Here is a 22230-nt window from a genome sequence, read left to right on the forward strand (position 1 = left end):
TCATTCGTTAAAGCTAATAACTGGACTCTATGGCCAAGTCCAAGGTTCCGAACTCGGCTATCATGCGCCGGTTTTCGTGACAGGCTTTGCTTCAACGCAAGTCTGGGCGTCGCGCAGTGGTTGAATTTCTCGCCATCTGCCCAGGAGTAAGAATGAACACCCTCTTTATGCATTGCCGGCCGGGCTTTGAAAGCGAAGTCTGTTCCGAGATTGCCGAACACGCCGCGCGGCTGAACGTGGCCGGTTATGCCAAGGCCAAGACCGCCAGCGCCTGCGCTGAATTCATCTGCACCGAAGAAGACGGCGCCGAGCGCCTGATGCGTGGTCAGCGTTTCGCCGATCTGATCTTCCCGCGCCAATGGGCTCGCGGAATCTTCATCGATCTGCCGGAAACCGACCGCATCAGCGTGATCCTCGCCCACATGGCAGACTTCCCGCTGTGCGGCAGCCTGTGGCTGGAAATGGTCGACACCAACGATGGCAAGGAACTGTCGAACTTCTGCAAGAAGTTCGAAGGCCACCTGCGCAAGGCGCTGATGGCGGCTGGCAAACTGGTTGAAGATGCCCACAAGCCGCGCCTGCTGCTGACGTTCAAAAGTGGCCGCGAAGTGTTCATGGGGCTGGCCGAGTCGAATAACTCGGCGATGTGGCCGATGGGCATTCCACGCCTGAAGTTTCCGCGTGAGGCGCCGAGCCGTTCGACGCTGAAGCTGGAAGAGGCCTGGCACCACTTCATTCCGCGCGATCAGTGGGATGAGCGTCTGCACAGTGATATGACTGGCGTCGACCTTGGCGCCGCGCCCGGCGGCTGGACCTGGCAACTGGTCAACCGCGGCATGCTGGTGACTGCGATCGACAACGGTCCGATGGCCGAAAGCCTGATGGACACCGGTCTGGTGCAACACTTGATGGCCGACGGTTTCACCTTCAAGCCCAAGCAACCGGTGGACTGGATGGTCTGCGACATCGTCGAGAAACCGGCGCGCAACGCCGCGATGCTGGAAGAATGGATTGGCGAGGGGCATTGCCGCGAAGCGGTGGTCAACCTCAAGCTGCCGATGAAACAGCGTTACGCCGAAGTGAAGCGTTTGCTGGAGCGCATTGCCGATGGGTTCAAGGAGCGCGGCATTCGGGTCGAAATCGGCTGCAAACAGCTGTACCACGACCGTGAAGAAGTGACGTGCCACTTGCGCCGACTTGACACAAAGAAACCCAAGTCCCGCTGATCACACCGACCACTGTGGGAGCGAGCTTGCTCGCGATGAGGCCATCACATTCAACATCTTTGTTGACTGATACACCGCCATCGCGAGCAAGCTCGCTCCCACAGGTACGGTGTACGCCACAGATGACGTTAAGCCCGGCAATGCGCGACAATGCCGGCAAGTTTCAGGAGTGAATCATGAGTGAAATGATTGATACGCCGGTAGACGGCACCCTCGACGCCACCGGCCTCAACTGCCCGGAACCGGTGATGATGCTGCACCAGCACATCCGTGACCTGGCGCCCGGTGGTCTGCTGAAGGTAATCGCCACCGACCCGTCGACCCGTCGCGACATTCCAAAGTTTTGCGTGTTTCTCGACCACGAGCTGGTCGCGCAGCACGAAGAGGCAGGCACCTACCTCTACTGGATCCGCAAGAAACTCGCTTAACCTGCCGAATGACTGATACGAATCCGCTTGCGTGCGCTGCGCGTCAGGCGGATCGACAGCATCAGCGCCGCGCAACTCAAGCCGACGATCAAACCCTGCCACAGCCCGCTCGGGCCGCTCGGCGTGCCAAACCAGTTGGTCAGGCCCAGCGCGTAACCCACCGGCAAACCAATCCCCCAGTAAGCGAACAGCGTCAGGATCATCGTCACCCGAGTGTCCTGATAGCCGCGCAGCGCGCCGGCTGCAGTGACCTGGATCGCATCGGAAAACTGGAACAGCGCCGAATACACAATCAGCATCGCCGCGACCTGAATCACCGTCGGATCAGCCGTGTAGATCGTTGCGATGTGTTCACGCAGCAACAGCATCATGCTCGCGGAAATGCACGCGTAAGCCAGCGCCGTGCCCATGCCGACGCCGGCGGCGAAACGGGCTTCACGCGGCTCCTGACGGCCGAGCGCCTGGCCGACCCGCACGGTCACGGCCATGCCAAGGGAGTAGGGGATCATGAACACCAGCGAGCTGAAGTTCAGCGCGATCTGATGCCCGGCCACCACCGTCGCGCCGAGGCTGCCGATCAGCAAGGCGATCACGGCGAAGATGCTCGATTCGGCGAACACCGCGATGCCGATCGGCAGGCCGATGCCCAGCAGGCGTTTGATCACTGACCATTGCGGCCAGTCGAAACGGCCGAACAACTGACTCGACTGATAGGCCGGTGCCCAACGCTCCCACCCGGCCATGCCCAGGGCCATCACCCACATCACGATCGCCGTGGCCCAGCCGCAACCGACACCGCCCATGGCCGGTACACCGAAGTGGCCATAGATGAAGACGTAGTTCAGCGGAATGTTCAGCGCCAGTCCGCACAGGCCCAACACCATGGCCGGACGCGTGCGTCCCAGGCCGTCACTGAAGCAGCGCAGCACATGGTAGAAGGCGACCGCAGGCAAACCGCTGGCGATGCCGTGAAGGTATTGCATGCACAGGCCGATCAGCTCGGGATCGACTTTCATGATGTGCAAAATCGGTTCGGCGCTGAACAGCATCGTGGTCGCCATCAACCCCACCACCAAGGCCAGCCACAGCGCCTGGCGCACGATCGGGCCGATCTCGCTGTGGTTGCCGGCGCCGAAACGCTGGGCGACTTTCGGTGTGGTGGCCAACAGAGTGCCGGTCATCAACAGAAACACCGGCACCCAGATCGAGTTGCCCAGCGCCACGGCCGCCAGATCCCGTGGCCCGACCCGGCCCGCCATCACCGCATCGACGAAGCCCATGGCGGTGGTCGCCAGTTGCGCAATCATGATCGGCAGGGCCAGGCCGAGCAGGTTCTTCAGCTCCAGGCGAACCCGGGCCGGACGGGTGAGGGAAGTAGCGGCGAGGCGGTCAGTCACGGAATTCAAGGGCGAAACGTCCAAAGATATTGATGCGCGAGGCGGCGCATTCTACGCCCTGACGCAGTGGTCAGGAAAAGAGCTGTGTTGCGGATTTGTAATCGACGTACGACGCAGTCCCTGTAATTGGATGGACTCGCCCAAGCCGAGGCGTCAATGCGCCACGATGGCAGTCTAAACAGCCAACGACAGCGAGGGCGAGTCCATGAAAAAGCATACTTCGATTGATCAATCCCTGTCTTCTTCCGATTTGTCGGCCTGCACAACCGTGGCGGTCGATCTGGCCAAGCAGGTCTTTCAGGTCGCCGGTGAAGACGTCCTCGGCCAGGTGCACTACGAGCAACGGATCAAGTCGCGCGAGGCGTTTTATGAGTTTCTACGCCAGTTGCCGCCTCATGTCGTGGTTCTGATGGAGACCGGTCCGGGTGCTCAAGCCTGGGCCCGGCAGCTGCAAGACCAAGGCAATCTGGCGCGGATTCTTCCAGCCGGTTTGGTGGCCACACATCGCAGCGGGCCTAAAAATGATCGCAACGATGCGCTGGCGATTCTGCGGGCTGGTCGCGATGAAAAGATCTACGCAGTGCCGGTCAAAAGCGTTGCGGCGCTGGCAATGCAGGCGTTGCATCGCGCCCGCCAAGGCTATGTGCGTCGACGCACGGCGGTGAGTAATCAGATGCGCGGCCTGCTGCTCGAGCATGGCGTGGCCTTGGCGCAGGGCGATGTTGCGATCAGCCAGAAAATTCCGCGGGTACTGGAAGATGCCACCCAGCCGGTGCCGGGCCTGCTGCGTGAACTGATCGACGAACTGTTGGCCGAGTGGCGCCATTTGGGCGAACGCATCAGCGCGCTGACGGGGCGCCTGGAAGTGGCCGCCAACGCCGACATGACGGCGAAGCGACTGATGACTGTGCGCGGCATCGGCCCAGTCACTGCCACGGCACTGGTGGCCAAGGAAACCAAGCCTGAGCGATTTCCCAATGCCCGCAAGTTTGCCGCGTACTTTGGCATGGTGCCTGACCAGCACAGCAGCGGGCAGACGGTCCGGCTGGGGGACATGACCAAGCGAGGCGATGTTTATTTACGCAGCCTGATGATCCAGGAGCCCAGGCGGTACTGCAACAACTACGACCTGATTCCCAGCAACCCGATGACCGCCGCTTGTTGCGCTGGATGAGCCGACTGGGCCGTAAGGAGGCTGCGGTCAGGTTAGCCAACCGCAACCTGCGAATCGTCTGGGTGCTTCTACAGAATGACCAGACTTATCGTCGCCAGGCTGGTGATGGCCAGCAAGCGACGATGAGCCACTGAGCGACAAAGTTCTGCCACCGAGGTACTAACTGTCCGGCCCTTTGCTGAAAAAAAATTGACCCCAGGTAAGACCGGCGTGGATTGATGCCTTAGCTGCTACTGGCCTTCGAGGCCTGACTGTAATCGGCATACCACGAGCTCTTCCAATTTTGGCCAGAAGCCGAAGACGGCTTCCTCGAATAGGCCTAATACATAGATGCAACGGGGCGGCGGTTTTTCAAAAGCGGGTAGACAGTGAGGGCGAGTCCATACATAGCAGCTGGCGAAGGTGTGCAATGCCTGCTGGCCCACTACGGTCATCTCCGCCTACACTGCCGATCCGCCAAAGGAGCCTGCCATGCTGATTGTTGCCGACGAAAATATCCCGCTGCTCGATGCCTTCTTCGAAGGTTTCGGCGAAATCCGCCGGGTACCGGGACGCTCCATTGACCGCGCCACCGTCGAACAGGCCGATGTGCTGCTGGTGCGTTCGGTGACTAACGTTAACCGCGCGTTGCTCGAAGGCAGCAAGGTACGCTTTGTCGGCACCTGCACCATCGGTACTGATCACCTGGACCTGGATTACTTTCAGCGGGCCGGCATCACCTGGTCCAGCGCACCCGGCTGCAATGCCCGGGGTGTGGTCGACTACGTGCTCGGCAGTCTGCTTACCCTGGCCGAAATCGAAGGCGCTGACCTGGCGCAGCGCACCTACGGCGTCGTCGGTGCTGGTGAAGTGGGCGGCCGTTTGGTCAAGGTTCTGCAAGGTCTGGGCTGGAAGGTGCTGGTCTGCGATCCGCCAAGGCAAGCCGCTGAAGGTGGCGATTACGTCAGCCTCGAACAGATCATCGAGCAGTGCGATGTCATCAGTCTGCACACGCCGTTGAAGAAACACGGCGCTCAGGCGACCTGGCATCTGTTCGATAAAAACCGCTTGAACCAGCTCAAATCCGGTACCTGGCTGATCAACGCCAGTCGCGGCCCGGTGGTGGACAACGCCGCCCTGCGCCAAGTGCTGCTGCAACGCGAAGACCTGCAAGCGGTGCTGGATGTCTGGGAAGGCGAGCCTGAGGTCGATGTGGCGTTGGCCGAACTCTGCGTACTGGCGACCCCGCACATTGCCGGTTACAGCCTCGACGGCAAACAGCGCGGGACCGCGCAGATCTATGAGGCGTATTGCACATTTATCGGGCAACCGGCCCAAGTCGCCTTGAGCGATTTGCTGCCGGCGCCGTGGTTGTCGCAAGTGACCTTGAACGCTGAAAGCGATCCGGCCTGGGCGCTGGCCATGTTGTGCCGTGGCGTATACGACCCGCGCCGTGATGATGCGGATTTCCGTCGCAGCCTTGTAGGCAGCGTGAACGAGCAGCGTGCGGCGTTTGATTCACTGCGCAAACATTATCCGCTGCGGCGGGAGATTGATGGGTTGAAGGTGCGGATTGAGGGGGATTCGCCTGCTTTGCTTAAGATCGTCGCGGCACTTGGCGCAACGGCAGTCTAGAGACCGAGTCGGCCCTATCGCGGGCAAGCCTCGCTCCCACGGGTTTTGAGTCGTTCGCTAAATAGGTGGACGACTCAAAACCTGTGGGAGCGAGGCTTGCCCGCGAATGGCCGCACCGCGATATCTGGATAATCACCCACAAAAAACCCGGCCATCAGGGGCCGGGTCAAGAAGACGTTGGCTATATCAATCTTGTTTGGCAGGCTTGACCAATCGCTGCTCCAGTTCGCGGCAAGCGTCCTGGATCATGCCTTCAGTGATCGGTACTTCGTGCCCATCCTTATCGATAATTGAGCAACCCAGAGACTGGTCTGGCTGTGTGCGGATCACTTCAATCTTGTCATCGCTGCTGTTTTGCAAGGACATGGCCTGTCTCCTCATCAGGTTGTGTGCTTACTATAGAACCGCCAGGTGACCGGGCTGTGACAACTCCCTGCGATCTTTCCAGAGCGGCAATACCAGTCCACCAGAAATACCGTGGTGTTGCCACCCGGACTTTAGACCAATACCGTCTAAAGCCTAGGCTTTGCGGTCATAATTAACCTGACTCATTATGATTTACAGCGTTCAATCCCATCGACCGGTGTAGGCTTGATCGCGTCAAACCCTACTGGTTGCGCCATCGAATGATCTCCATCCTCTCATCCCGTCAACGGCGCGCCATGCGCCTGGCTTTGCGTTTCGTCGCGCCTTATCGCTGGCCGGCCTTCGGCGCCTTGCTCGCATTGATCGTCACGGCGGGCATCACTTTGTCCATGGGGCAGGGGATACGCCTGCTGGTGGACCAGGGTTTCATGACCCAGTCGCCGCATTTGCTCAACCAGTCCATCGGCCTGTTTATGCTGCTGGTAGTCGGCCTTGCGATTGGCACCTTTGCGCGTTTTTACCTGGTCTCATGGATCGGCGAGCGCGTTGTCGCGGACATCCGTCGTCAGGTGTTCAACCATCTGATCTACCTGCACCCAGGATTTTACGAAGACAATCGCAGCTCCGAAATTCAGTCGCGCCTGACTGCCGACACCACGCTGCTGCAATCGGTGATCGGCTCTTCGCTGTCGCTGTTTCTGCGCAATCTGTTGATGGTGATCGGCGGGATCGTCCTGCTGTTTATCACCAACCCCAAGCTCACCAGCATTGTGGTGGTCGCGTTGCCGTTAGTGATCGCGCCGATCCTGATCTTCGGCCGTCGAGTGCGTAGCCTGTCGCGCCTGAGCCAGGACCGTATTGCCGATATCGGCAGCTATGTCTCCGAAACCCTGGGCCAGATCAAAACCGTGCAGGCCTACAACCATCAGGTCCAGGACGAGCAGCGCTTTGCCGTAACGGTGGAGGAGGCCTTCAGCACCGCTCGCAAGCGGATCTTCCAGCGGGCCTGGCTGATTACCCTGGTGATCGTGCTGGTGCTTGGCGCGGTCGGGGTGATGCTCTGGGTCGGCGGAATGGATGTCATCGCCGGGCGGATTTCCGCGGGCGAGCTGGCGGCGTTTGTGTTTTACAGCCTGATCGTCGGCAGCGCATTCGGCACGTTGAGCGAAGTAATCGGCGAACTGCAGCGTGCCGCCGGCGCCGCCGAGCGGATAGCCGAGTTGCTGCGCTCGGAGAACATTATCCAGCCACCGACCACTGGCCTGGTGACCTTGCCTGAGCGGGTGAAGGGTGACCTGGTGCTGCAAGACGTGCGCTTTTGCTACCCCTCGCGTCCCGAAAGCTATGCCGTTGATGGTTTGAATCTGACCATCAATGCCGGCGAAACCGTCGCATTGGTAGGACCGTCCGGTGCCGGCAAGTCGACGGTGTATGACTTGCTGCTGCGCTTTTACGACCCGGTCGAAGGACGCATCCTGCTCGATGGCGTGCCGCTGACTCAACTCGATCCATTGGACCTGCGCCGCTGCTTCGCCCTGGTCTCGCAAACGCCTGCACTGTTCTTTGGCAGCATCGAAGAGAACATCCGCTACGGCAATCCGACGGCGACCCTGGCCCAGGTTCAGGACGCGGCGAAAATTGCTTACGCCCATGACTTCATCGAACAAATGCCCAACGGCTACCAGACCCATCTTGGCGACGGCGGCCTCGGTTTGTCCGGCGGCCAACGCCAGCGCCTGGCCATTGCCCGGGCGCTGCTGGTGGACGCGCCGATCCTGCTGCTGGACGAAGCCACCAGCGCCCTCGACGCCCAGAGCGAACATTTGATCCAGCAAGCCCTGCCGAGCCTGATGAAAAACCGCACCACGCTGGTCATCGCCCATCGGCTGGCGACGGTGAAAAACGCTAGCCGGATCGCGGTGATGGATCAGGGGAAACTGGTCGCGGTGGGCACGCATCAGGAATTGATTGCGAGCAACGCGCTGTATGCGCGGTTGGCGGCGTTGCAGTTCAACGATGGCAAGGCTGAACTCGGTGTTCACCTGTAGGAGCTGTCGAGTGAAACGAGGCTGCGATCTTTTGATCTTGATCTTCAACTGTGCCGAAAAAGATCAAAAGATCGCAGCCTCGTTTCACTCGACAGCTCCTACACAGCTCCGACACAGCTCCTACATAACCGGCATTACCGGTTATTGATCGTCAAAGTAGCGCTCATGCCAATCCACCAGCGGCTGCGGTGAGTTGAGCTTCTGGCCGTAGATCACCGAGTACGACAACACGTTTTGCACGTACTGGCGGGTTTCGTCGAACGGGATGCTTTCCACCCACACGTCAAAGCTCAGGTGGTCCGCACCGCGCAGCCACTGACGCACTCGGCCCGGGCCGGCGTTGTAAGCGGCGGAAGCGAGGACGCGGTTGCCGTTGAACTGACTGTGGACCTGGCTCAGGTAAGCGGCGCCGAGCTGGATGTTCTTGTCCGGGTCGAACACTTGCTGCGGCGAGGCCAGCGGAATGCTGAACTTGCGCGCGGTTTCCCTGGCGGTGCCGGGCATGAGTTGCATCAGGCCGCTGGCGCCGACACCGGAACGGGCGTCGTCCATGAAAGCACTTTCCTGACGGGTGATAGCAAATACCCAGCTCGAATGCAGGCCACGAACCTTGGCTTCGCGCACCAGTGTTTCGCGGTGGGCCATCGGGAAACGGATGTCCAGGTCGTCCCAGTATTGCGCCTGACTGATGGTGCGGATTGCCGGGAAATACCATTTCAGGTCGTAGGCCAGTTTCGCCTGGGCAACCATTTCGTCGCGGCTGAAGTGGCGGCTGACGTGGTACCACTCGCGGCGACCATCGACGATCTGTCCGCGAGCGTGAAACTCCAGGGCACGACGCACGCCCGGCGTGTTGCGCACCTTGTTGATCAGCGCCTGACTGAGCACCAGCGGTTTGTTGTTCAGCGAGTAGGGCGACTGCGAGCGATCCGCCGCGAGGAACCCATAAAAATCACGTTCGCGGGCGAGGCCCTTATAAAGCGTCTGCGCTTCCGGGTTCTGCGGCTGCGCCAGTTCCAGGCTGCGGGCCTGCCAATAGCGCCAGCGATTGGTGGTCGCCAGGTCCGGCGGCAGGCGGCGAGTCAACTGATAGGCATCGTCCCAGCGGGCCAGGCGCAGCAGCAGACGCAAGCGCCATTCGGAAACCGTGTTGTCACGCAGTTCCGGGTCGTACTTGGTCATCACGTCCAGCGCGCGGCTGTCGAAACGTCGTGCGAGGGTCAGCCCGATTTCCCGGGCGATGGCCACTTTTTCGTCACGAGAGAAGTGCATGCTGCTGGCATAACCGTCGAGCAGCTCCATGGCCTTGTCCGGATCCTGGCGTGCCAGGCGGCGCAGGCCAAGGCTGACCACATCAGACATCGGCTCATCGGCCGGGGTGAAGCGCGAAGGCTGGTTGAGCAGTTCGGGTTTCTGCGCCACATCAATCAGCAAACGACCGCGAGGGGCGAGGGTGGTCAGGTCGTTGACCAGGCTGTTGGCCAGCGGATAGTTACGCGCCTGGGCGGCAAGCTTGGTGCGTTCCCAGCGTTTCTGCTCGGTCAACTGGCCTTCGGCGGCCCATTGCCCGAACAGCGCATCGCACGCGGCGGGTTGGGATTTGCCGGTCAGCCAGAGTTTATTGGTGTTGGCGTAACCCTCGGATTTCTGGTTATGCCCGATCTGGTACTGCGCGTTCAGGCAGTCCAGTTCGGTGAAATTGAGCTTGGGGTCGTAGTACTTGACGAAGGTCGCCCAGTCGCCGCGTTCGGCCAGCCAACGCAACCAGCGCAATTTCATCCAGTTGGCCTGGGGCAGGTCACCGTGCTCGGCGAGGAATTTCTCGATTTCTGCGTTGCTCGCGGTTTTAAGGCGGGCGGTCAGTTCGTCATACGCCAGGTACGGCTCCAGCGGGTAATCGCTGAGGGCCTGGCTGTAACGGAAATAAGGGCCGGTATCCCCCTTGGCGAGGGCACGCTTGGCTTCATCGTAATACTGGCGCTGGGTGGACAGGTCCACCGCCTGGGCGGTTTGAACGGCAGTGGCAGAAAGAAGAAAACAGGATAAAAGACTGAAAAGGCGACTGCGCATGAGACGTCCGGGCAGAGAAATCATGACAAACGCGGGCAATGCCCGCGCTGAATTATCTGTAGCTTAGCCTTTTGCCAGCAGCGGGCGAAAGCTTTGCCGGCCTGTCAGCATCAGTTCGCAACATTTGTCATGCAGAGTGCCGTGAAGGTGAAATTGCCGGCCTTCTGAAGCCTCAAGTCAGGTAGAATGCGCGCCCGGTTTTTGGAGAAGCTCATGACCCTGCTCAAATTCAGCGATGTGTCCCTTGCTTTCGGCGCTATGCCGTTGTTGGACAAGGTGTCCTGGCAGATCGCCCGTGGTGAGCGGGTGTGCATCATCGGCCGCAACGGCACTGGCAAGTCCAGCATGATGAAGCTCGTCAAGGGCGACCAGAAGCCTGATGACGGTTCTGTTTGGCGTGCACCTGGCCTCAAAATTGGCGAATTGCCGCAAGAATTGCCGGTAGCCGACGAGCGGACCGTGTTCGACGTGGTGGCCGAAGGCCTGGACGGTGTCGGCGAGCTGCTCGCGCAGTATCACCACCTCAGCCAGAACATCGTCACCGACGCCGACCTGGACAAACTGATGCACGTCCAGCACGACCTCGAAGCCCGTGACGGCTGGCGTTTGCAGCAATTGGTCGACAGCACCTTGAGCCGTCTGCAGTTGCCGGCCGATAAGACCCTCGCCGAATTGTCCGGCGGCTGGCGTCGTCGCGTCCTGCTGGCTCAGGCTCTGGTTTCCGAACCCGATCTGCTGCTGCTCGATGAACCGACCAACCACCTGGACATCGGTGCAATTGCCTGGCTCGAAGAAGCGCTGAAGGATTTCCAGGGCGCCGTGCTGTTCATCACGCACGACCGTTCATTCCTGCAGAACCTGGCAACCCGCATTCTCGAACTGGATCGCGGTGGCCTGATCGATTGGAACGGCGACTACGCCAGCTTCCTCGTTCACAAAGAAGCCTCGCTGGCCGCTGAAGAAACCGCCAACGCACTGTTCGACAAAAAACTGGCCCAGGAAGAAGTCTGGATCCGCCAAGGCATCAAGGCGCGTCGCACCCGTAACGAAGGCCGCGTCCGCGCATTGAAAGCCCTGCGCGTTGAGCGTAGCGAGCGTCGTGAGCGCACCGGCAAGGCCAACATTCAGCTGGATACTGCTGACAAGTCCGGCAAGCAGGTGATGGTCCTCGAGAACGTGAGCTTCGCTCACCCGGGCGGCCCGTTCCTGATCAAGGATTTCTCGATGGTCCTGCAGCGCGGCGACCGTATCGGTCTGCTGGGTGCCAACGGTACCGGTAAAACCACACTGCTGAAGCTGATGCTCAGCGGTCTGCAGCCAACCAGCGGCACAGTGGAAGAGGGGACGCGTATCGACGTGGCCTACTTCGATCAGTTGCGCCATCAGCTGGACCTGGAAAAGACCGTAATCGACAACGTCGCAGAAGGTCGCGACTTCATCGATATCGATGGTCAGAGCCGTCACGTGCTGAGCTACCTCGGCGATTTCCTGTTCAGCCCGCAGCGTGCCCGCACGCCGGTCAAGGCGCTGTCCGGTGGTGAACGTGCCCGTCTGTTGCTGGCCAAGCTGTTCAGCAAGCCAGCGAACCTGCTGGTCCTCGATGAACCGACCAACGACCTCGACGTCGAAACCCTCGAGTTGCTGGAAGAGGTCTTGCTGACCTTCAACGGTACCGTGCTGATGGTCAGTCACGACCGGGCATTCCTCGACAACGTGGTCACCAGCACCCTGGTCTTCGAAGGTGAAGGCAAGGTTCGCGAATACGTCGGTGGCTATCAGGACTGGCTGCGTCAGGGCGGCTCGCCGCGCCTGCTGGGCGTGACCGAGAGCAAGTCCGGCAAAGCCGACCTGACCTCTGCGGTCGTGACGGCCGAAGCCGCGCCAGTTGCTGCAGTAGAAGCACCGGTGGCGAAGAAGAAGCTCAGCTACAAGTTGCAGCGTGAGCTGGAAATGTTGCCGAGTCAGATCGAAGCCATGGAACAGCAGATCGCAACCGTTGAGGCGCAAATGGCCGATGCCGGTTTCTATCAACGTCCTGCTGCCGAGACCGCTGCAGTGATCGCTCAGTTGGAGCAGTTGCAGGCTGAGCACGATGGAATGGTCGAGCGCTGGGCCGAGCTGGATGCCTGATTGATCCCGCTATAAAAAAGCCCGGCGTTCAGTAATGAGCGCCGGGTTTTTCATATGGAATGCGATCTACAGATTGACGCAAATCCCCTGTGGGAGCGAGCCTGCTCGCGAAGAGGGCCTATCAGTCGATATGCATGTTGACTGTAATGCCGCCTTCGCGAGCAGGCTCGCTCCCACAGGGGAAGGCGGTGTTGTCAGCTTTTGATCAGGCGCACCGCGAGCACATCACAGGGCGCACCATGTAGCACGTCATTGGCGGTCGAACCCAGCAGCAATGCCAGGCCGTGTCGGCCATGGCTGCCCACCACGATCAGGTCGCAGGTTTGTTCCTTGGCCAGGTGGTGGATCTCCTGGCGTGGCTGGCCGTAGGTCAGGTGGCTGTATTCCTTGGAGAGTTCCGGATACTTCACGATCAGTCGGTCCAGGCGTTCCTTGGCCTGATCGAACTGCTGTTGTTGCAGTTGTGACAGGTCCATGGGGACGTCGCCGCCAAAGGCCATGGCCATCGGCTCGACAATGTGCACCAGGGACAATTTCGCGCCGTTGCTCACCGACAGTTCGCGAGCGCGGTGGATGACAGGATCGCACTCTTCGGTTAGATCTACAGCGACCAGAATGTGGTTGTAGGGCATGAGGTGCTCCTCCTGAGGATGGCAATATTGGTAAGTATGGCTGGTTTCAAGCGCATTGGTCTCAAAGTGACTCAATGCGCTCATCAAGAATCGGGAGTACACATATGACGGTCTGGATAGTGGTGTCAATCCTGCTGGTGGTTCTGAGTCCGCTGGCATGGTTGCGGCCATCACGCCACCAGAGCGGCCGCATGGCCCTGCGCATGGAGGCGCGACGCATTGGATTGGCGATGCAACTGGCGCCCCAGGACTGGCCGCACTGGCTGAGCCCGGAGCCGCCGAGCCCTTGCGCCCAGTACCATCGGCCGCGGCGTGGCAATCAGCCGGCGTGCTGGAGTTACTGGCAAAAAGCTCCCGGTGTGTGGGTCAATCGGTGGCAGGAGGTCTGCGAGGATCGAGCGCTGCTTAATCATTTCGAAAAATTGCCAGCTAACGTCTACAAGATCGAAGCGGACAAGCAGATGATCACTTTGTATTGGGGTGAAAAGGGCGAAGCGACGGTTTTGCAGGATATTGATGCGCTGCTGAAAGCGCTGGCATAAATCGCGGAAATTTCGCGCCGCAATGGTGCGAAACGTCCGGCAGGCAGGCAATAAAAAGCCCGACATCATCATCGGGCTGGAGTTGGCCAGGCAGGCCGGTAATTTGGTGTGGAGCCGATCTTACGCTGGGCATTCGCCAAAGCGTTCATGTTTTTTCCTCAAGGTCCCGCCAGCGTAGCTTGATAAACAAAGGCTGCAGCGAATTAGGGCGACTTTTCTAACTATTGATCCTATGAATGGCCTCACATGCAGCGGCGTGTTGCAGGTCTTCGCAGTACGGAAATGACCGGAAAGTCGCGTTTCAACCAGTATTTTGGGCGATTGACAATTGTCGGAAATTCCGTGAAGGTGACGTACCCAAATCAAACGGGCGTATGAATTGAGCGTTTGTATTACAAACCGCTCCTACAGAATCCCGACTATCGCGTTGGCGGGTGTGCCGGGTGGATGGGCGTAGCATTGACGATAAACGTCCCTGCCGAGCCTTTTTCGCCTGCGTCCGACGTGTACTGTTCAGCTTCCATATCGTGGAGATCAGTTGATGATTTACGAAGGTAAAGCCATCACGGTTAAGGCTCTTGAAAGTGGCATCGTCGAATTGAAATTCGACCTCAAGGGTGAGTCCGTCAACAAGTTCAACCGTCTAACCCTGAACGAACTGCGTCAGGCCGTAGACACCATCAAGGCAGATGCTTCGATCAAGGGTGTGATCGTCAGCAGTGGCAAGGACGTGTTCATCGTCGGTGCCGACATCACCGAGTTTGTCGAAAACTTCAAGCTGCCTGATGCAGAGCTTGTGGCTGGCAATCTGGAAGCCAACAAGATTTTCAGCGATTTCGAAGACCTCAACGTCCCGACTGTCGCCGCGATCAACGGCATCGCCCTGGGTGGCGGTCTGGAAATGTGCCTGGCGGCGGATTACCGCGTCATGTCCACCAAGGCCAAGATCGGTCTGCCGGAAGTGAAACTGGGCATCTACCCGGGCTTCGGCGGTACCGTGCGCCTGCCGCGCATCATCGGTGCCGACAACGCCATCGAATGGATTGCCGCCGGCAAGGAAAACCGTCCTGACGACGCGCTGAAAGTCGGCGCAGTCGACGCGGTGGTTGCCCCTGAGAAACTGCTGGAAGCGGCCCTGGAGCTGAGCAAGCGCGCCATCTCCGGCGAGTTCGACTACAAGGCCAAGCGTCAGCCGAAGCTCGAAAAGCTCAAGCTCAACGCCATCGAACAAATGATGTCGTTCGAAACCGCCAAGGGTTTCGTGGCCGGTCAAGCGGGCCCGAACTACCCGGCGCCGGTTGAAGCGATCAAAACTATCCAGAAAGCCGCGAACTTCGGTCGCGACAAGGCGCTGGAAGTCGAAGCCAACGGTTTCGTCAAACTGGCCAAGACCTCTGCCGCGCAGAGCTTGATCGGTCTGTTCCTGAACGATCAGGAGCTGAAGAAAAAGGCCAAGGCCTACGACGAAATCGCCAAAGACGTGAAGCAGGCTGCCGTATTGGGCGCTGGCATCATGGGTGGCGGTATCGCTTATCAGTCGGCCTCCAAAGGTACGCCGATCCTGATGAAAGACATCAACGAGCACGGCATCGAGCAAGGTCTGGCCGAAGCTGCCAAATTGCTGGTGGGCCGCGTTGATAAAGGTCGCATGACCCCGGCGAAAATGGCCGAAGTGCTCAATGGCATTCGACCGACCCTGTCCTACGGTGATTTCGGTCACGTTGATCTGGTGGTTGAAGCGGTCGTCGAGAACCCTAAGGTCAAGCAAGCCGTTCTGGCTGAAGTGGAAGACAAGGTCAAAGAGGACACCATCCTCGCGTCCAACACCTCGACCATTTCCATCACCTTGCTGGCCAAAGCCCTCAAGCGTCCGGAAAACTTCGTCGGCATGCACTTCTTCAACCCGGTGCACATGATGCCGCTGGTTGAAGTGATCCGTGGCGAGAAGTCCAGCGAGCTGGCGGTTGCCACCACCGTTGCCTACGCCAAGAAAATGGGCAAGAACCCGATTGTCGTCAACGACTGCCCGGGCTTCCTGGTCAACCGCGTGCTGTTCCCGTACTTCGGCGGTTTCGCCAAACTGGTCAGCGCCGGTGTGGACTTCGTCCGTATCGACAAGGTGATGGAAAAATTCGGCTGGCCAATGGGCCCGGCATACCTGATGGACGTGGTCGGCATCGACACCGGTCACCACGGTCGTGACGTGATGGCTGAAGGCTTCCCGGACCGCATGAAAGACGACCGTCGTTCGGCCATCGACGTGCTGTACGAAGCCAAGCGCCTGGGCCAGAAGAACGGCAAGGGCTTCTACGCCTACGAGACCGACAAGCGCGGCAAGCAGAAGAAAGTCGCCGATCCGTCGGTACTGGAAGTGCTCAAGCCGATCGTCTTCGAACAGCGTGAAGTCACCGACGAAGACATCATCAACTGGATGATGATCCCGCTGTGCCTGGAAACCGTGCGTTGCCTGGAAGACGGCATTGTCGAAACCGCTGCCGAAGCCGACATGGGTCTGGTCTACGGTATTGGTTTCCCTCCATTCCGTGGCGGTGCGCTGCGCTACATCGATTCGATCGGTGTTGCAGAGTTCGTTGCCTTGGCTGACCAGTACGCTGATTTGGGCGCGCTGTACCACCCGACCGCAAAACTGCGTGAAATGGCCAAAACCGGCCAGCGGTTCTTCGGTTAAGCGCCCCCAACTAGAGTGAGAGTGAATATATGAGCTTGAATCCTAGAGACGTCGTGATTGTCGACTTCGGTCGTACTCCGATGGGCCGCTCCAAGGGCGGCATGCACCGCAACACCCGCGCTGAAGACATGTCGGCGCACCTGATCAGTAAACTGCTGGAACGCAACGTCAAGGTTGATCCGAGCGAAGTCGAAGACGTGATCTGGGGCTGTGTGAACCAGACCCTGGAGCAGGGCTGGAACATCGCCCGTATGGCGTCCCTGATGACTCAGATCCCGCACACCGCTGCCGGCCAGACCGTCAGCCGTCTGTGTGGTTCGTCGATGAGCGCTCTGCACACTGCCGCGCAAGCGATCATGACCGGCAACGGTGACGTGTTCGTCGTTGGTGGCGTCGAGCATATGGGTCACGTGAGCATGATGCATGGTGTCGATCCGAACCCGCACATGTCGCTGTACGCGGCGAAAGCCTCGGGCATGATGGGTTTGACCGCTGAAATGCTGGGTAAAATGCACGGCATCACCCGCGAACAACAGGACGCTTTCGGCGTGCGCTCCCACCAGCTCGCTCATAAAGCGACGCTGGAGGGCAAGTTCAAAGACGAAATCATCCCGATGCAGGGCTACGACGAGAACGGTTTCCTGAAACTGTTCGACTACGACGAAACCATTCGTCCGGAAACTACCCTGGAAAGCCTGGCGGCTTTGAAGCCAGCGTTCAACCCTAAGGGCGGCACCGTGACAGCCGGTACTTCGTCGCAGATCACCGACGGTGCTTCGTGCATGATCGTGATGTCGGCGCAGCGTGCACAGGACCTGGGCATCCAGCCTATGGCGGTGATTCGTTCGATGGCAGTGGCAGGTGTAGACCCGGCAATCATGGGCTATGGTCCAGTACCGGCTACACAGAAAGCACTGAAGCGCGCGGGCCTTGGCATTAACGATATCGACTTCTTCGAGCTCAACGAAGCTTTCGCCGCACAGGCCCTGCCAGTGCTGAAAGATTTGAAAGTACTCGACAAGATGAACGAGAAGGTTAACCTGCACGGCGGCGCCATCGCCCTGGGTCACCCATTTGGTTGCTCCGGTGCGCGTATCTCCGGCACGCTGCTGAACGTGATGAAGCAAAATGGCGGCACCTTCGGGGTAGCCACCATGTGCATTGGTCTCGGCCAAGGCATCTCCACCGTCTTCGAACGCGTTTAAGCGTTTCGTCGAAGGAAGCCGGGGCCAAGTGCCCCGGTTTTTGTTTTTCTGAATTTATTTTTGTTTTTATTTTGAAAAGATTTGAGTGAGGGCCGAAGCATGCCGATACAACCTGGGCTCTACCAACATTACAAAGGTCCGCAATACCGCGTATTCAGCATTGCGCGGCATTCGGAAACGGAAGAAGAAGTGGTCTTCTACCAAGCCCTGTATGGCGATTACGGCTTTTGGGTGCGTCCCTTGAGCATGTTCCTGGAGTCGGTCGAGGTTGACGGCGAACAGGTGCCACGCTTTGCTTTGGTGCAAGCCGAACCGAGCCTTTTTTCGAAGCCATAAGCTGAGTGCGCGCAAAACCCTGCGCTTGACCTCACCTTGTAGCCACTATATATAGCGGTGCCGCGTCAGGCGCCAACCGCCTTTCACTTCTAGAATTCAGGAATTTTCTGATCCATGGGCAAATCGCTGGTCATTGTGGAATCCCCGGCTAAGGCCAAGACCATCAACAAGTATCTGGGTAACCAATACGTGGTGAAGTCGAGTATCGGCCATATCCGAGACCTGCCCACCAGCGGTTCGGCTAGCGCCAGCAAAGAGCCAGCCGCCAAGCGCGGCAAGGCTGCCGCGGGTGAAGGTCCGGTGCTCACGCCGAAAGAGAAGGCGCGCAAGCAGCTGGTCTCGCGCATGGGTGTCGATCCCGATCATGGCTGGAAAGCCAAGTACGAGATCCTCCCGGGCAAGGAAAAGGTCATCGAAGAGCTGCGCCGGCTCGCCAAAGATGCTGACACCATCTATCTCGCAACCGACTTGGATCGCGAGGGGGAAGCCATTGCCTGGCACCTGCGCGAAGCCATCGGTGGTGATGACAGCCGCTACAAGCGCGTGGTGTTCAACGAAATCACCAAGAAGGCGATTCAGGAAGCCTTCTCCAAGCCGGGCGAGCTGGACATCGATCGTGTAAACGCCCAGCAGGCGCGTCGTTTCCTCGACCGCGTGGTGGGTTACATGGTTTCGCCACTGCTGTGGGCCAAGGTCGCCCGTGGCTTGTCCGCTGGTCGCGTGCAATCGGTTGCCGTGAAGCTGGTGGTCGAGCGTGAGCGTGAAATCCGCGCGTTCAACCCGGAAGAGTACTGGGAAGTTCACGCCGACCTCGGCACCGCCAAGGGCGCAACCGTACGCTTTGACGTGGCTCGCGAGAAAGGCGAGGCCTTCAAGCCGCTCAACGAAACCCAGGCCATGGCCGCGCTGGAGAAGCTCAAGGCTTCCAGCTACAGCATCGTCAAACGCGAAGACAAACCGACCAGCAGCAAGCCGTCGGCACCTTTCATCACGTCCACTCTGCAACAGGCTGCGAGTAACCGCCTGGGCTTCGGCGTGAAGAAAACCATGATGATGGCCCAGCGTCTGTACGAAGCCGGCTACATCACTTATATGCGTACCGACTCCACCAACCTCTCGGCCGATGCCGTGACGATGGCGCGTACTTATATCGAAGGCGAGTTCGGCAAGAAGTACCTGCCGGAAACCCCGAACGTCTACAGCAGCAAGGAAGGCGCACAAGAGGCTCACGAAGCGATTCGTCCGTCCGATGCCAACACCGAGCCAAGCAAGCTGTCGGGCATGGAGCGTGACGCAGAGCGGCTTTACGAGCTGATCTGGCGCCAGTTCCTCGCGTGCCAGATGCTGCCGGCCCAATACCTGTCGACCACTGTCACCGTCGGTGCCGGTGACTTCGAGTTGCGCGCCAAGGGGCGCATCCTGAAATTCGACGGTTACACCCGCGTCATGCCGCAAATCGCCAAGCCTGGTGATGATGACGTGCTGCCGGACATGGCCCAGGGCGACGCGATGAAGCTGATCAAGCTTGATCCGACCCAGCACTTCACCAAGCCACCGGCGCGTTACTCGGAAGCCAGCCTGGTTAAAGAAATGGAAAAACGCGGCATCGGTCGTCCTTCGACCTACGCAGCGATTATTTCGACCATCCAGGACCGTGGCTACGTTGCGCTGCACAACCGTCGTTTCTACTCGGAAAAGATGGGCGACATCGTTACCGAGCGTCTGGCCGAGAGCTTCTCCAATCTCATGGACTACGGCTTCACCGCCGGCATGGAAGAGAACCTCGATGACGTGGCCCAAGGCGAACGCGACTGGAAAAACGTGCTCGACGAGTTCTATGGCGACTTCAAGAAGAAACTCGAAGTAGCCGAAAGCGCCGAAGGCGGCATGCGCGCCAACCAGCCGGTGATGACTGACATTCCGTGCGTGTTGTGTGGTCGTCCGATGCAGATTCGTACCGCATCGACCGGTGTGTTCCTCGGCTGCTCGGGCTACAGCCTGCCGCCGAAAGAGCGCTGCAAGGCCACCGTCAACCTGGTGCCGGGCGACGAAATCGCGGCGGACGACGAGGGTGAATCGGAATCGCTGGTTTTGCGTGGCAAGCACCGCTGCCCGATCTGCAGCACGGCGATGGACGCTTACCTGCTGGATGAGAAGCGCAAGCTGCACATCTGCGGTAACAACCCGGATTGCTCAGGCTACGAAATTGAAGAGGGCACTTATCGCATCAAAGGCTACGAAGGTCCGAGCCTGGAATGCGACAAGTGCGGCAGCGAGATGCAGCTCAAGACCGGCCGTTTCGGCAAGTTCTTCGGGTGCACCAATGCGACGTGCAAGAACACCCGCAAACTGCTGAAAAGCGGTGATGCAGCGCCGCCGAAGATGGATCCGGTGAAGATGCCTGAGCTGAAATGCGAAAAGGTCAACGACACCTACATCCTGCGCGACGGGGCTTCCGGCTTGTTCCTGGCGGCCAGCCAATTCCCGAAAAACCGCGAGACGCGTGCTCCGCTGGTCATGGAAATTGTGCCGCACAAGGATGAGATCGATCCGAAGTACCACTTCCTCTGCGAAGCACCGAAGAAAGATCCGGATGGCCTCCCCGCAGTGATCCGTTACAGCCGCAAGACCAAAGAGCAGTACGTTCAGACTGAGGTCGACGGTAAGCCGACTGGCTGGAAGGCGTACTACGACGGCGGCAAGTGGAAGGTTGAAGACAAGCGTCCATCAGCCAAGGCTTAAAAGGCGCTGTACACAAAAGGCCGCATGACAACCCTAGGGTTTTCATGCGGCCTTTTGTTTTGTGCTTGCGGTGAACTTGGGTCATCCACGACACTGTCTGACCTGTGTGAAGCAATTATTTCGTTGTGGAGGCTGCCGTCATGGCCCACGAACTCTATACCCGTACCAACCAGAAGATTTACTTCGCCGGCCTGTCGCTGGAAGCGCTCGCCAGAGCCGAAGAGGGGCGTGCGATGAACTCGCTGGCGCTGATTCAGGCCGGACGCGAATCGGCGTTGTTTCACTTGTACGGTGCGTTGCTGGGGTTGTGCCATGAAATCGCCGGTTTCTATCGCTTGCCTCAGGCCAATGCACCTCGGGCCGAGTTGCTGCTGACTCGCGAAGTACTGGAAGCCATCGCTATTCCCGAAATGGCCGAGATGGTCGAGTTGGCGCAAAATTCTGAAACCTGGCTGGCCAAACTGCTCGCGGCCCATGCTGCGCTGTTTCAGCCGCCACGGGCGCCGCACAAGCCTAAGGCTGACGTGACGCAACCGCTGATCCTGGCCGTTAACCTGGATGAAGAAGAGGCTCCGCAAGAGCTGAGTCGGGAAGAGCTGGAGAGCTGGCGTCAGAACCTCAAGGGACTGGCGATTCGGTTTCGCGAAGGCCTGAACGAGTGCTGAAGGATAGAGCGAAATAACGGATGGCCCGGTGGGTTGTCCGTTCAGGGATGAGAGCTGTCGGAAATTTCTCTTTGTAGTGGCATCAGGTCAAGATCCCGAGCGAAGCCTGGCTGATGCCTATATAATCCCCGCCTTTCGTGGAGAACAGACCTTTATGCCAACGTCCTTTCTAGAAATTGTCGAGTTACCAGACGGCCGTATCGAGCTGCGCAGGGCCGAGGACGAGGGTTCTCTGGTTACTTTGGATTTCTCCGAGGATGCCAAAGCGTTCCTGCAAGGCCAGCACGTTGAAGTCGCGAAGGCGATGCTGAGCGTCGGCGTTCAGATGGCCGGGCGCCTGGTTGAAGGCGAATTCAATACGGACGAGGGATCACGGGTTCTACATTGATCCCGCTCGTCGGTTTTTTGCTGGTATTGCTACAGGTCGGCTTCTCTATCCTTGGAGAAGCCCCGCGCTGTTCAAGGCGCGTATTGTTTGAAAGTTAGCCCAATCGAATATTCAGACTTTGTGCGTCCCCGATCCGGGCGGCGCTGATCAACTGTTGCCGCGAAGTTGTGCTCAATGGGTTGAGCCAGCTGACCACAGTATGGCTGCGGCCCAGGCGCAAGGCCTCGCAGGTCAACTGCTGTGCGCTCTGAGCGCCACGCGGTTGCAGCAGCAGGATGCGTTCGCGGTTAAGGCCAGCGTCCCGCAACCAGGTTTGGGTGAGGCTGGCGGGCGGGGCGATCAGCGTCAGCCAGCGCGCGTCCTGGTCTTGGCTCAGTTCCCTGAGGATCGGCGCAAGAAGGTTCAGGCAGTTCCCGGCTGCACCACGCAGCGACAGCTCACTGAAGACTTCGGGCTCGGCGCTCCAGGGTGACTCGACCACGTCTTTCAGGATCGGCGCCAACGGCTGCACCATGAAAGCCTCGAACAACGGCAGTTGGGCTTGCTGTGATGTGTGTGGGAACTGCATAAAGCCTCCT

General features: G+C 59.2%; 17 protein-coding genes and 1 pseudogene. 13 read left to right on the plus strand and 5 right to left on the minus strand.

Translation table 11 applies throughout. The features are described from left to right. Positions 1-152: 152 nt before the first annotated feature. Both rlmM and tusA read left to right on the plus strand, forming a co-directional pair. Positions 153-1226, plus strand: a complete 1074-nt coding sequence (rlmM, locus tag ACYZT5_RS00090) for a 23S rRNA (cytidine(2498)-2'-O)-methyltransferase RlmM (RefSeq protein ID WP_462049260.1) — start codon at positions 153-155, stop codon at positions 1224-1226. A 176-nt stretch (positions 1227-1402) separates the two neighbouring features. After that, positions 1403-1654: a sulfurtransferase TusA gene (tusA, locus tag ACYZT5_RS00095; protein WP_095052036.1), complete on the plus strand. Its 252-nt coding sequence runs from the start codon at positions 1403-1405 to the stop codon at positions 1652-1654. Here the strand turns inward: tusA and ACYZT5_RS00100 are convergent. After that, a complete protein-coding gene (locus tag ACYZT5_RS00100; protein WP_462049261.1) occupies positions 1651-3060 on the minus strand; it encodes an MATE family efflux transporter in 1410 nt (469 codons plus the stop codon). The two genes, tusA and ACYZT5_RS00100, sit on opposite strands and share 4 nt — an antisense overlap. A gap of 241 nt (positions 3061-3301) precedes the next feature. On the opposite strand from ACYZT5_RS00100, the pseudogene ACYZT5_RS00105 reads away from it, so the two are divergent. Beyond that, a pseudogene (locus tag ACYZT5_RS00105) lies at positions 3302-4359 on the plus strand (IS110 family RNA-guided transposase). A 337-nt stretch (positions 4360-4696) separates the two neighbouring features. Next, positions 4697-5839 (plus strand): 4-phosphoerythronate dehydrogenase PdxB, encoded by a 1143-nt coding sequence (pdxB, locus tag ACYZT5_RS00110; protein ID WP_462049262.1) that lies wholly within the window; start codon positions 4697-4699, stop codon positions 5837-5839. A 186-nt stretch (positions 5840-6025) separates the two neighbouring features. On the opposite strand, the gene ACYZT5_RS00115 is transcribed toward pdxB, so the two are convergent. Next, a complete protein-coding gene (locus ACYZT5_RS00115) occupies positions 6026-6205 on the minus strand; it encodes a PA1571 family protein (protein WP_462049263.1) in 180 nt (59 codons plus the stop codon). A 260-nt stretch (positions 6206-6465) separates the two neighbouring features. Here ACYZT5_RS00115 and ACYZT5_RS00120 point away from each other — a divergent pair, with 260 nt between their 5' ends. After that, the gene (locus tag ACYZT5_RS00120; protein ID WP_462049264.1) at positions 6466-8253 is read left to right on the plus strand and encodes an ABC transporter transmembrane domain-containing protein; all 1788 of its coding nucleotides are present in this window, start codon (positions 6466-6468) and stop codon (positions 8251-8253) included. A gap of 141 nt (positions 8254-8394) precedes the next feature. Here ACYZT5_RS00120 and ACYZT5_RS00125 read toward each other — a convergent pair whose 3' ends face one another. Then, positions 8395-10323: a transglycosylase SLT domain-containing protein gene (locus ACYZT5_RS00125; RefSeq protein WP_462049265.1), complete on the minus strand. Its 1929-nt coding sequence runs from the start codon at positions 10321-10323 to the stop codon at positions 8395-8397. 213 nt (positions 10324-10536) lie between these two features. On the opposite strand from ACYZT5_RS00125, the gene ACYZT5_RS00130 reads away from it, so the two are divergent. Then, complete coding sequence (locus ACYZT5_RS00130; RefSeq protein WP_462049266.1) at positions 10537-12453, plus strand: ATP-binding cassette domain-containing protein; 1917 nt, start codon at positions 10537-10539, stop codon at positions 12451-12453. Positions 12454-12647: 194 nt separating this feature from the next. Here ACYZT5_RS00130 and ACYZT5_RS00135 read toward each other — a convergent pair whose 3' ends face one another. Continuing rightward, positions 12648-13085 (minus strand): universal stress protein, encoded by a 438-nt coding sequence (locus ACYZT5_RS00135; protein ID WP_008151425.1) that lies wholly within the window; start codon positions 13083-13085, stop codon positions 12648-12650. A gap of 104 nt (positions 13086-13189) precedes the next feature. Between ACYZT5_RS00135 and ACYZT5_RS00140 the strand changes: the two genes are divergently transcribed. The 7 genes from ACYZT5_RS00140 (at position 13190) to ACYZT5_RS00170 (ending at position 21652) form a co-directional block, all read left to right on the plus strand. Then, positions 13190-13627: a hypothetical protein gene (locus ACYZT5_RS00140; protein ID WP_462049267.1), complete on the plus strand. Its 438-nt coding sequence runs from the start codon at positions 13190-13192 to the stop codon at positions 13625-13627. 541 nt (positions 13628-14168) lie between these two features. Further along, positions 14169-16316 (plus strand): fatty acid oxidation complex subunit alpha FadB, encoded by a 2148-nt coding sequence (gene fadB / locus ACYZT5_RS00145; RefSeq protein WP_462049268.1) that lies wholly within the window; start codon positions 14169-14171, stop codon positions 16314-16316. 29 nt (positions 16317-16345) lie between these two features. Next, positions 16346-17521, plus strand: a complete 1176-nt coding sequence (fadA, locus tag ACYZT5_RS00150) for an acetyl-CoA C-acyltransferase FadA (RefSeq protein ID WP_008007076.1) — start codon at positions 16346-16348, stop codon at positions 17519-17521. Between the two features lie 99 nt (positions 17522-17620). After that, positions 17621-17857, plus strand: a complete 237-nt coding sequence (locus ACYZT5_RS00155; protein WP_046047845.1) for a DUF1653 domain-containing protein — start codon at positions 17621-17623, stop codon at positions 17855-17857. A 114-nt stretch (positions 17858-17971) separates the two neighbouring features. Continuing rightward, positions 17972-20599, plus strand: coding sequence for a type I DNA topoisomerase (topA, locus tag ACYZT5_RS00160; protein WP_462049269.1), 2628 nt, complete (start codon positions 17972-17974; stop codon positions 20597-20599). 140 nt (positions 20600-20739) lie between these two features. Beyond that, positions 20740-21264, plus strand: a complete 525-nt coding sequence (locus tag ACYZT5_RS00165) for a DUF6586 family protein (RefSeq protein WP_462049270.1) — start codon at positions 20740-20742, stop codon at positions 21262-21264. A 154-nt stretch (positions 21265-21418) separates the two neighbouring features. Beyond that, the gene (locus ACYZT5_RS00170) at positions 21419-21652 is read left to right on the plus strand and encodes a hypothetical protein (RefSeq protein ID WP_140893639.1); all 234 of its coding nucleotides are present in this window, start codon (positions 21419-21421) and stop codon (positions 21650-21652) included. 94 nt (positions 21653-21746) lie between these two features. On the opposite strand, the gene sulA is transcribed toward ACYZT5_RS00170, so the two are convergent. Then, the gene (gene sulA / locus ACYZT5_RS00175) at positions 21747-22220 is read right to left on the minus strand and encodes an SOS-induced cell division inhibitor SulA (protein WP_462049271.1); all 474 of its coding nucleotides are present in this window, start codon (positions 22218-22220) and stop codon (positions 21747-21749) included. Positions 22221-22230 lie beyond the last annotated feature (10 nt).

It is taken from the genome of Pseudomonas sp. LB3P14, from assembly GCF_054898045.1.

Excerpts from the sequence above, each read along its gene's own strand:
- fadB (WP_462049268.1), top strand. The coding sequence starts at position 14,169 with ATGATTTACGAAGGTAAAGCCATCACGGTTAAGGCTCTTGAAAGTGGC.
- ACYZT5_RS00170 (WP_140893639.1), top strand. The coding sequence starts at position 21,419 with ATGCCAACGTCCTTTCTAGAAATTGTCGAGTTACCAGACGGCCGTATC.
- tusA (WP_095052036.1), top strand. The coding sequence starts at position 1,403 with ATGAGTGAAATGATTGATACGCCGGTAGACGGCACCCTCGACGCCACC.
- ACYZT5_RS00115 (WP_462049263.1), bottom strand. The coding sequence starts at position 6,205 with ATGTCCTTGCAAAACAGCAGCGATGACAAGATTGAAGTGATCCGCACA.
- ACYZT5_RS00135 (WP_008151425.1), bottom strand. The coding sequence starts at position 13,085 with ATGCCCTACAACCACATTCTGGTCGCTGTAGATCTAACCGAAGAGTGC.
- topA (WP_462049269.1), top strand. The coding sequence starts at position 17,972 with ATGGGCAAATCGCTGGTCATTGTGGAATCCCCGGCTAAGGCCAAGACC.
- ACYZT5_RS00165 (WP_462049270.1), top strand. The coding sequence starts at position 20,740 with ATGGCCCACGAACTCTATACCCGTACCAACCAGAAGATTTACTTCGCC.
- rlmM (WP_462049260.1), top strand. The coding sequence starts at position 153 with ATGAACACCCTCTTTATGCATTGCCGGCCGGGCTTTGAAAGCGAAGTC.
- sulA (WP_462049271.1), bottom strand. The coding sequence starts at position 22,220 with ATGCAGTTCCCACACACATCACAGCAAGCCCAACTGCCGTTGTTCGAG.
- fadA (WP_008007076.1), top strand. The coding sequence starts at position 16,346 with ATGAGCTTGAATCCTAGAGACGTCGTGATTGTCGACTTCGGTCGTACT.
- ACYZT5_RS00125 (WP_462049265.1), bottom strand. The coding sequence starts at position 10,323 with ATGCGCAGTCGCCTTTTCAGTCTTTTATCCTGTTTTCTTCTTTCTGCC.
- pdxB (WP_462049262.1), top strand. The coding sequence starts at position 4,697 with ATGCTGATTGTTGCCGACGAAAATATCCCGCTGCTCGATGCCTTCTTC.
- ACYZT5_RS00155 (WP_046047845.1), top strand. The coding sequence starts at position 17,621 with ATGCCGATACAACCTGGGCTCTACCAACATTACAAAGGTCCGCAATAC.
- ACYZT5_RS00140 (WP_462049267.1), top strand. The coding sequence starts at position 13,190 with ATGACGGTCTGGATAGTGGTGTCAATCCTGCTGGTGGTTCTGAGTCCG.
- ACYZT5_RS00130 (WP_462049266.1), top strand. The coding sequence starts at position 10,537 with ATGACCCTGCTCAAATTCAGCGATGTGTCCCTTGCTTTCGGCGCTATG.
- ACYZT5_RS00120 (WP_462049264.1), top strand. The coding sequence starts at position 6,466 with ATGATCTCCATCCTCTCATCCCGTCAACGGCGCGCCATGCGCCTGGCT.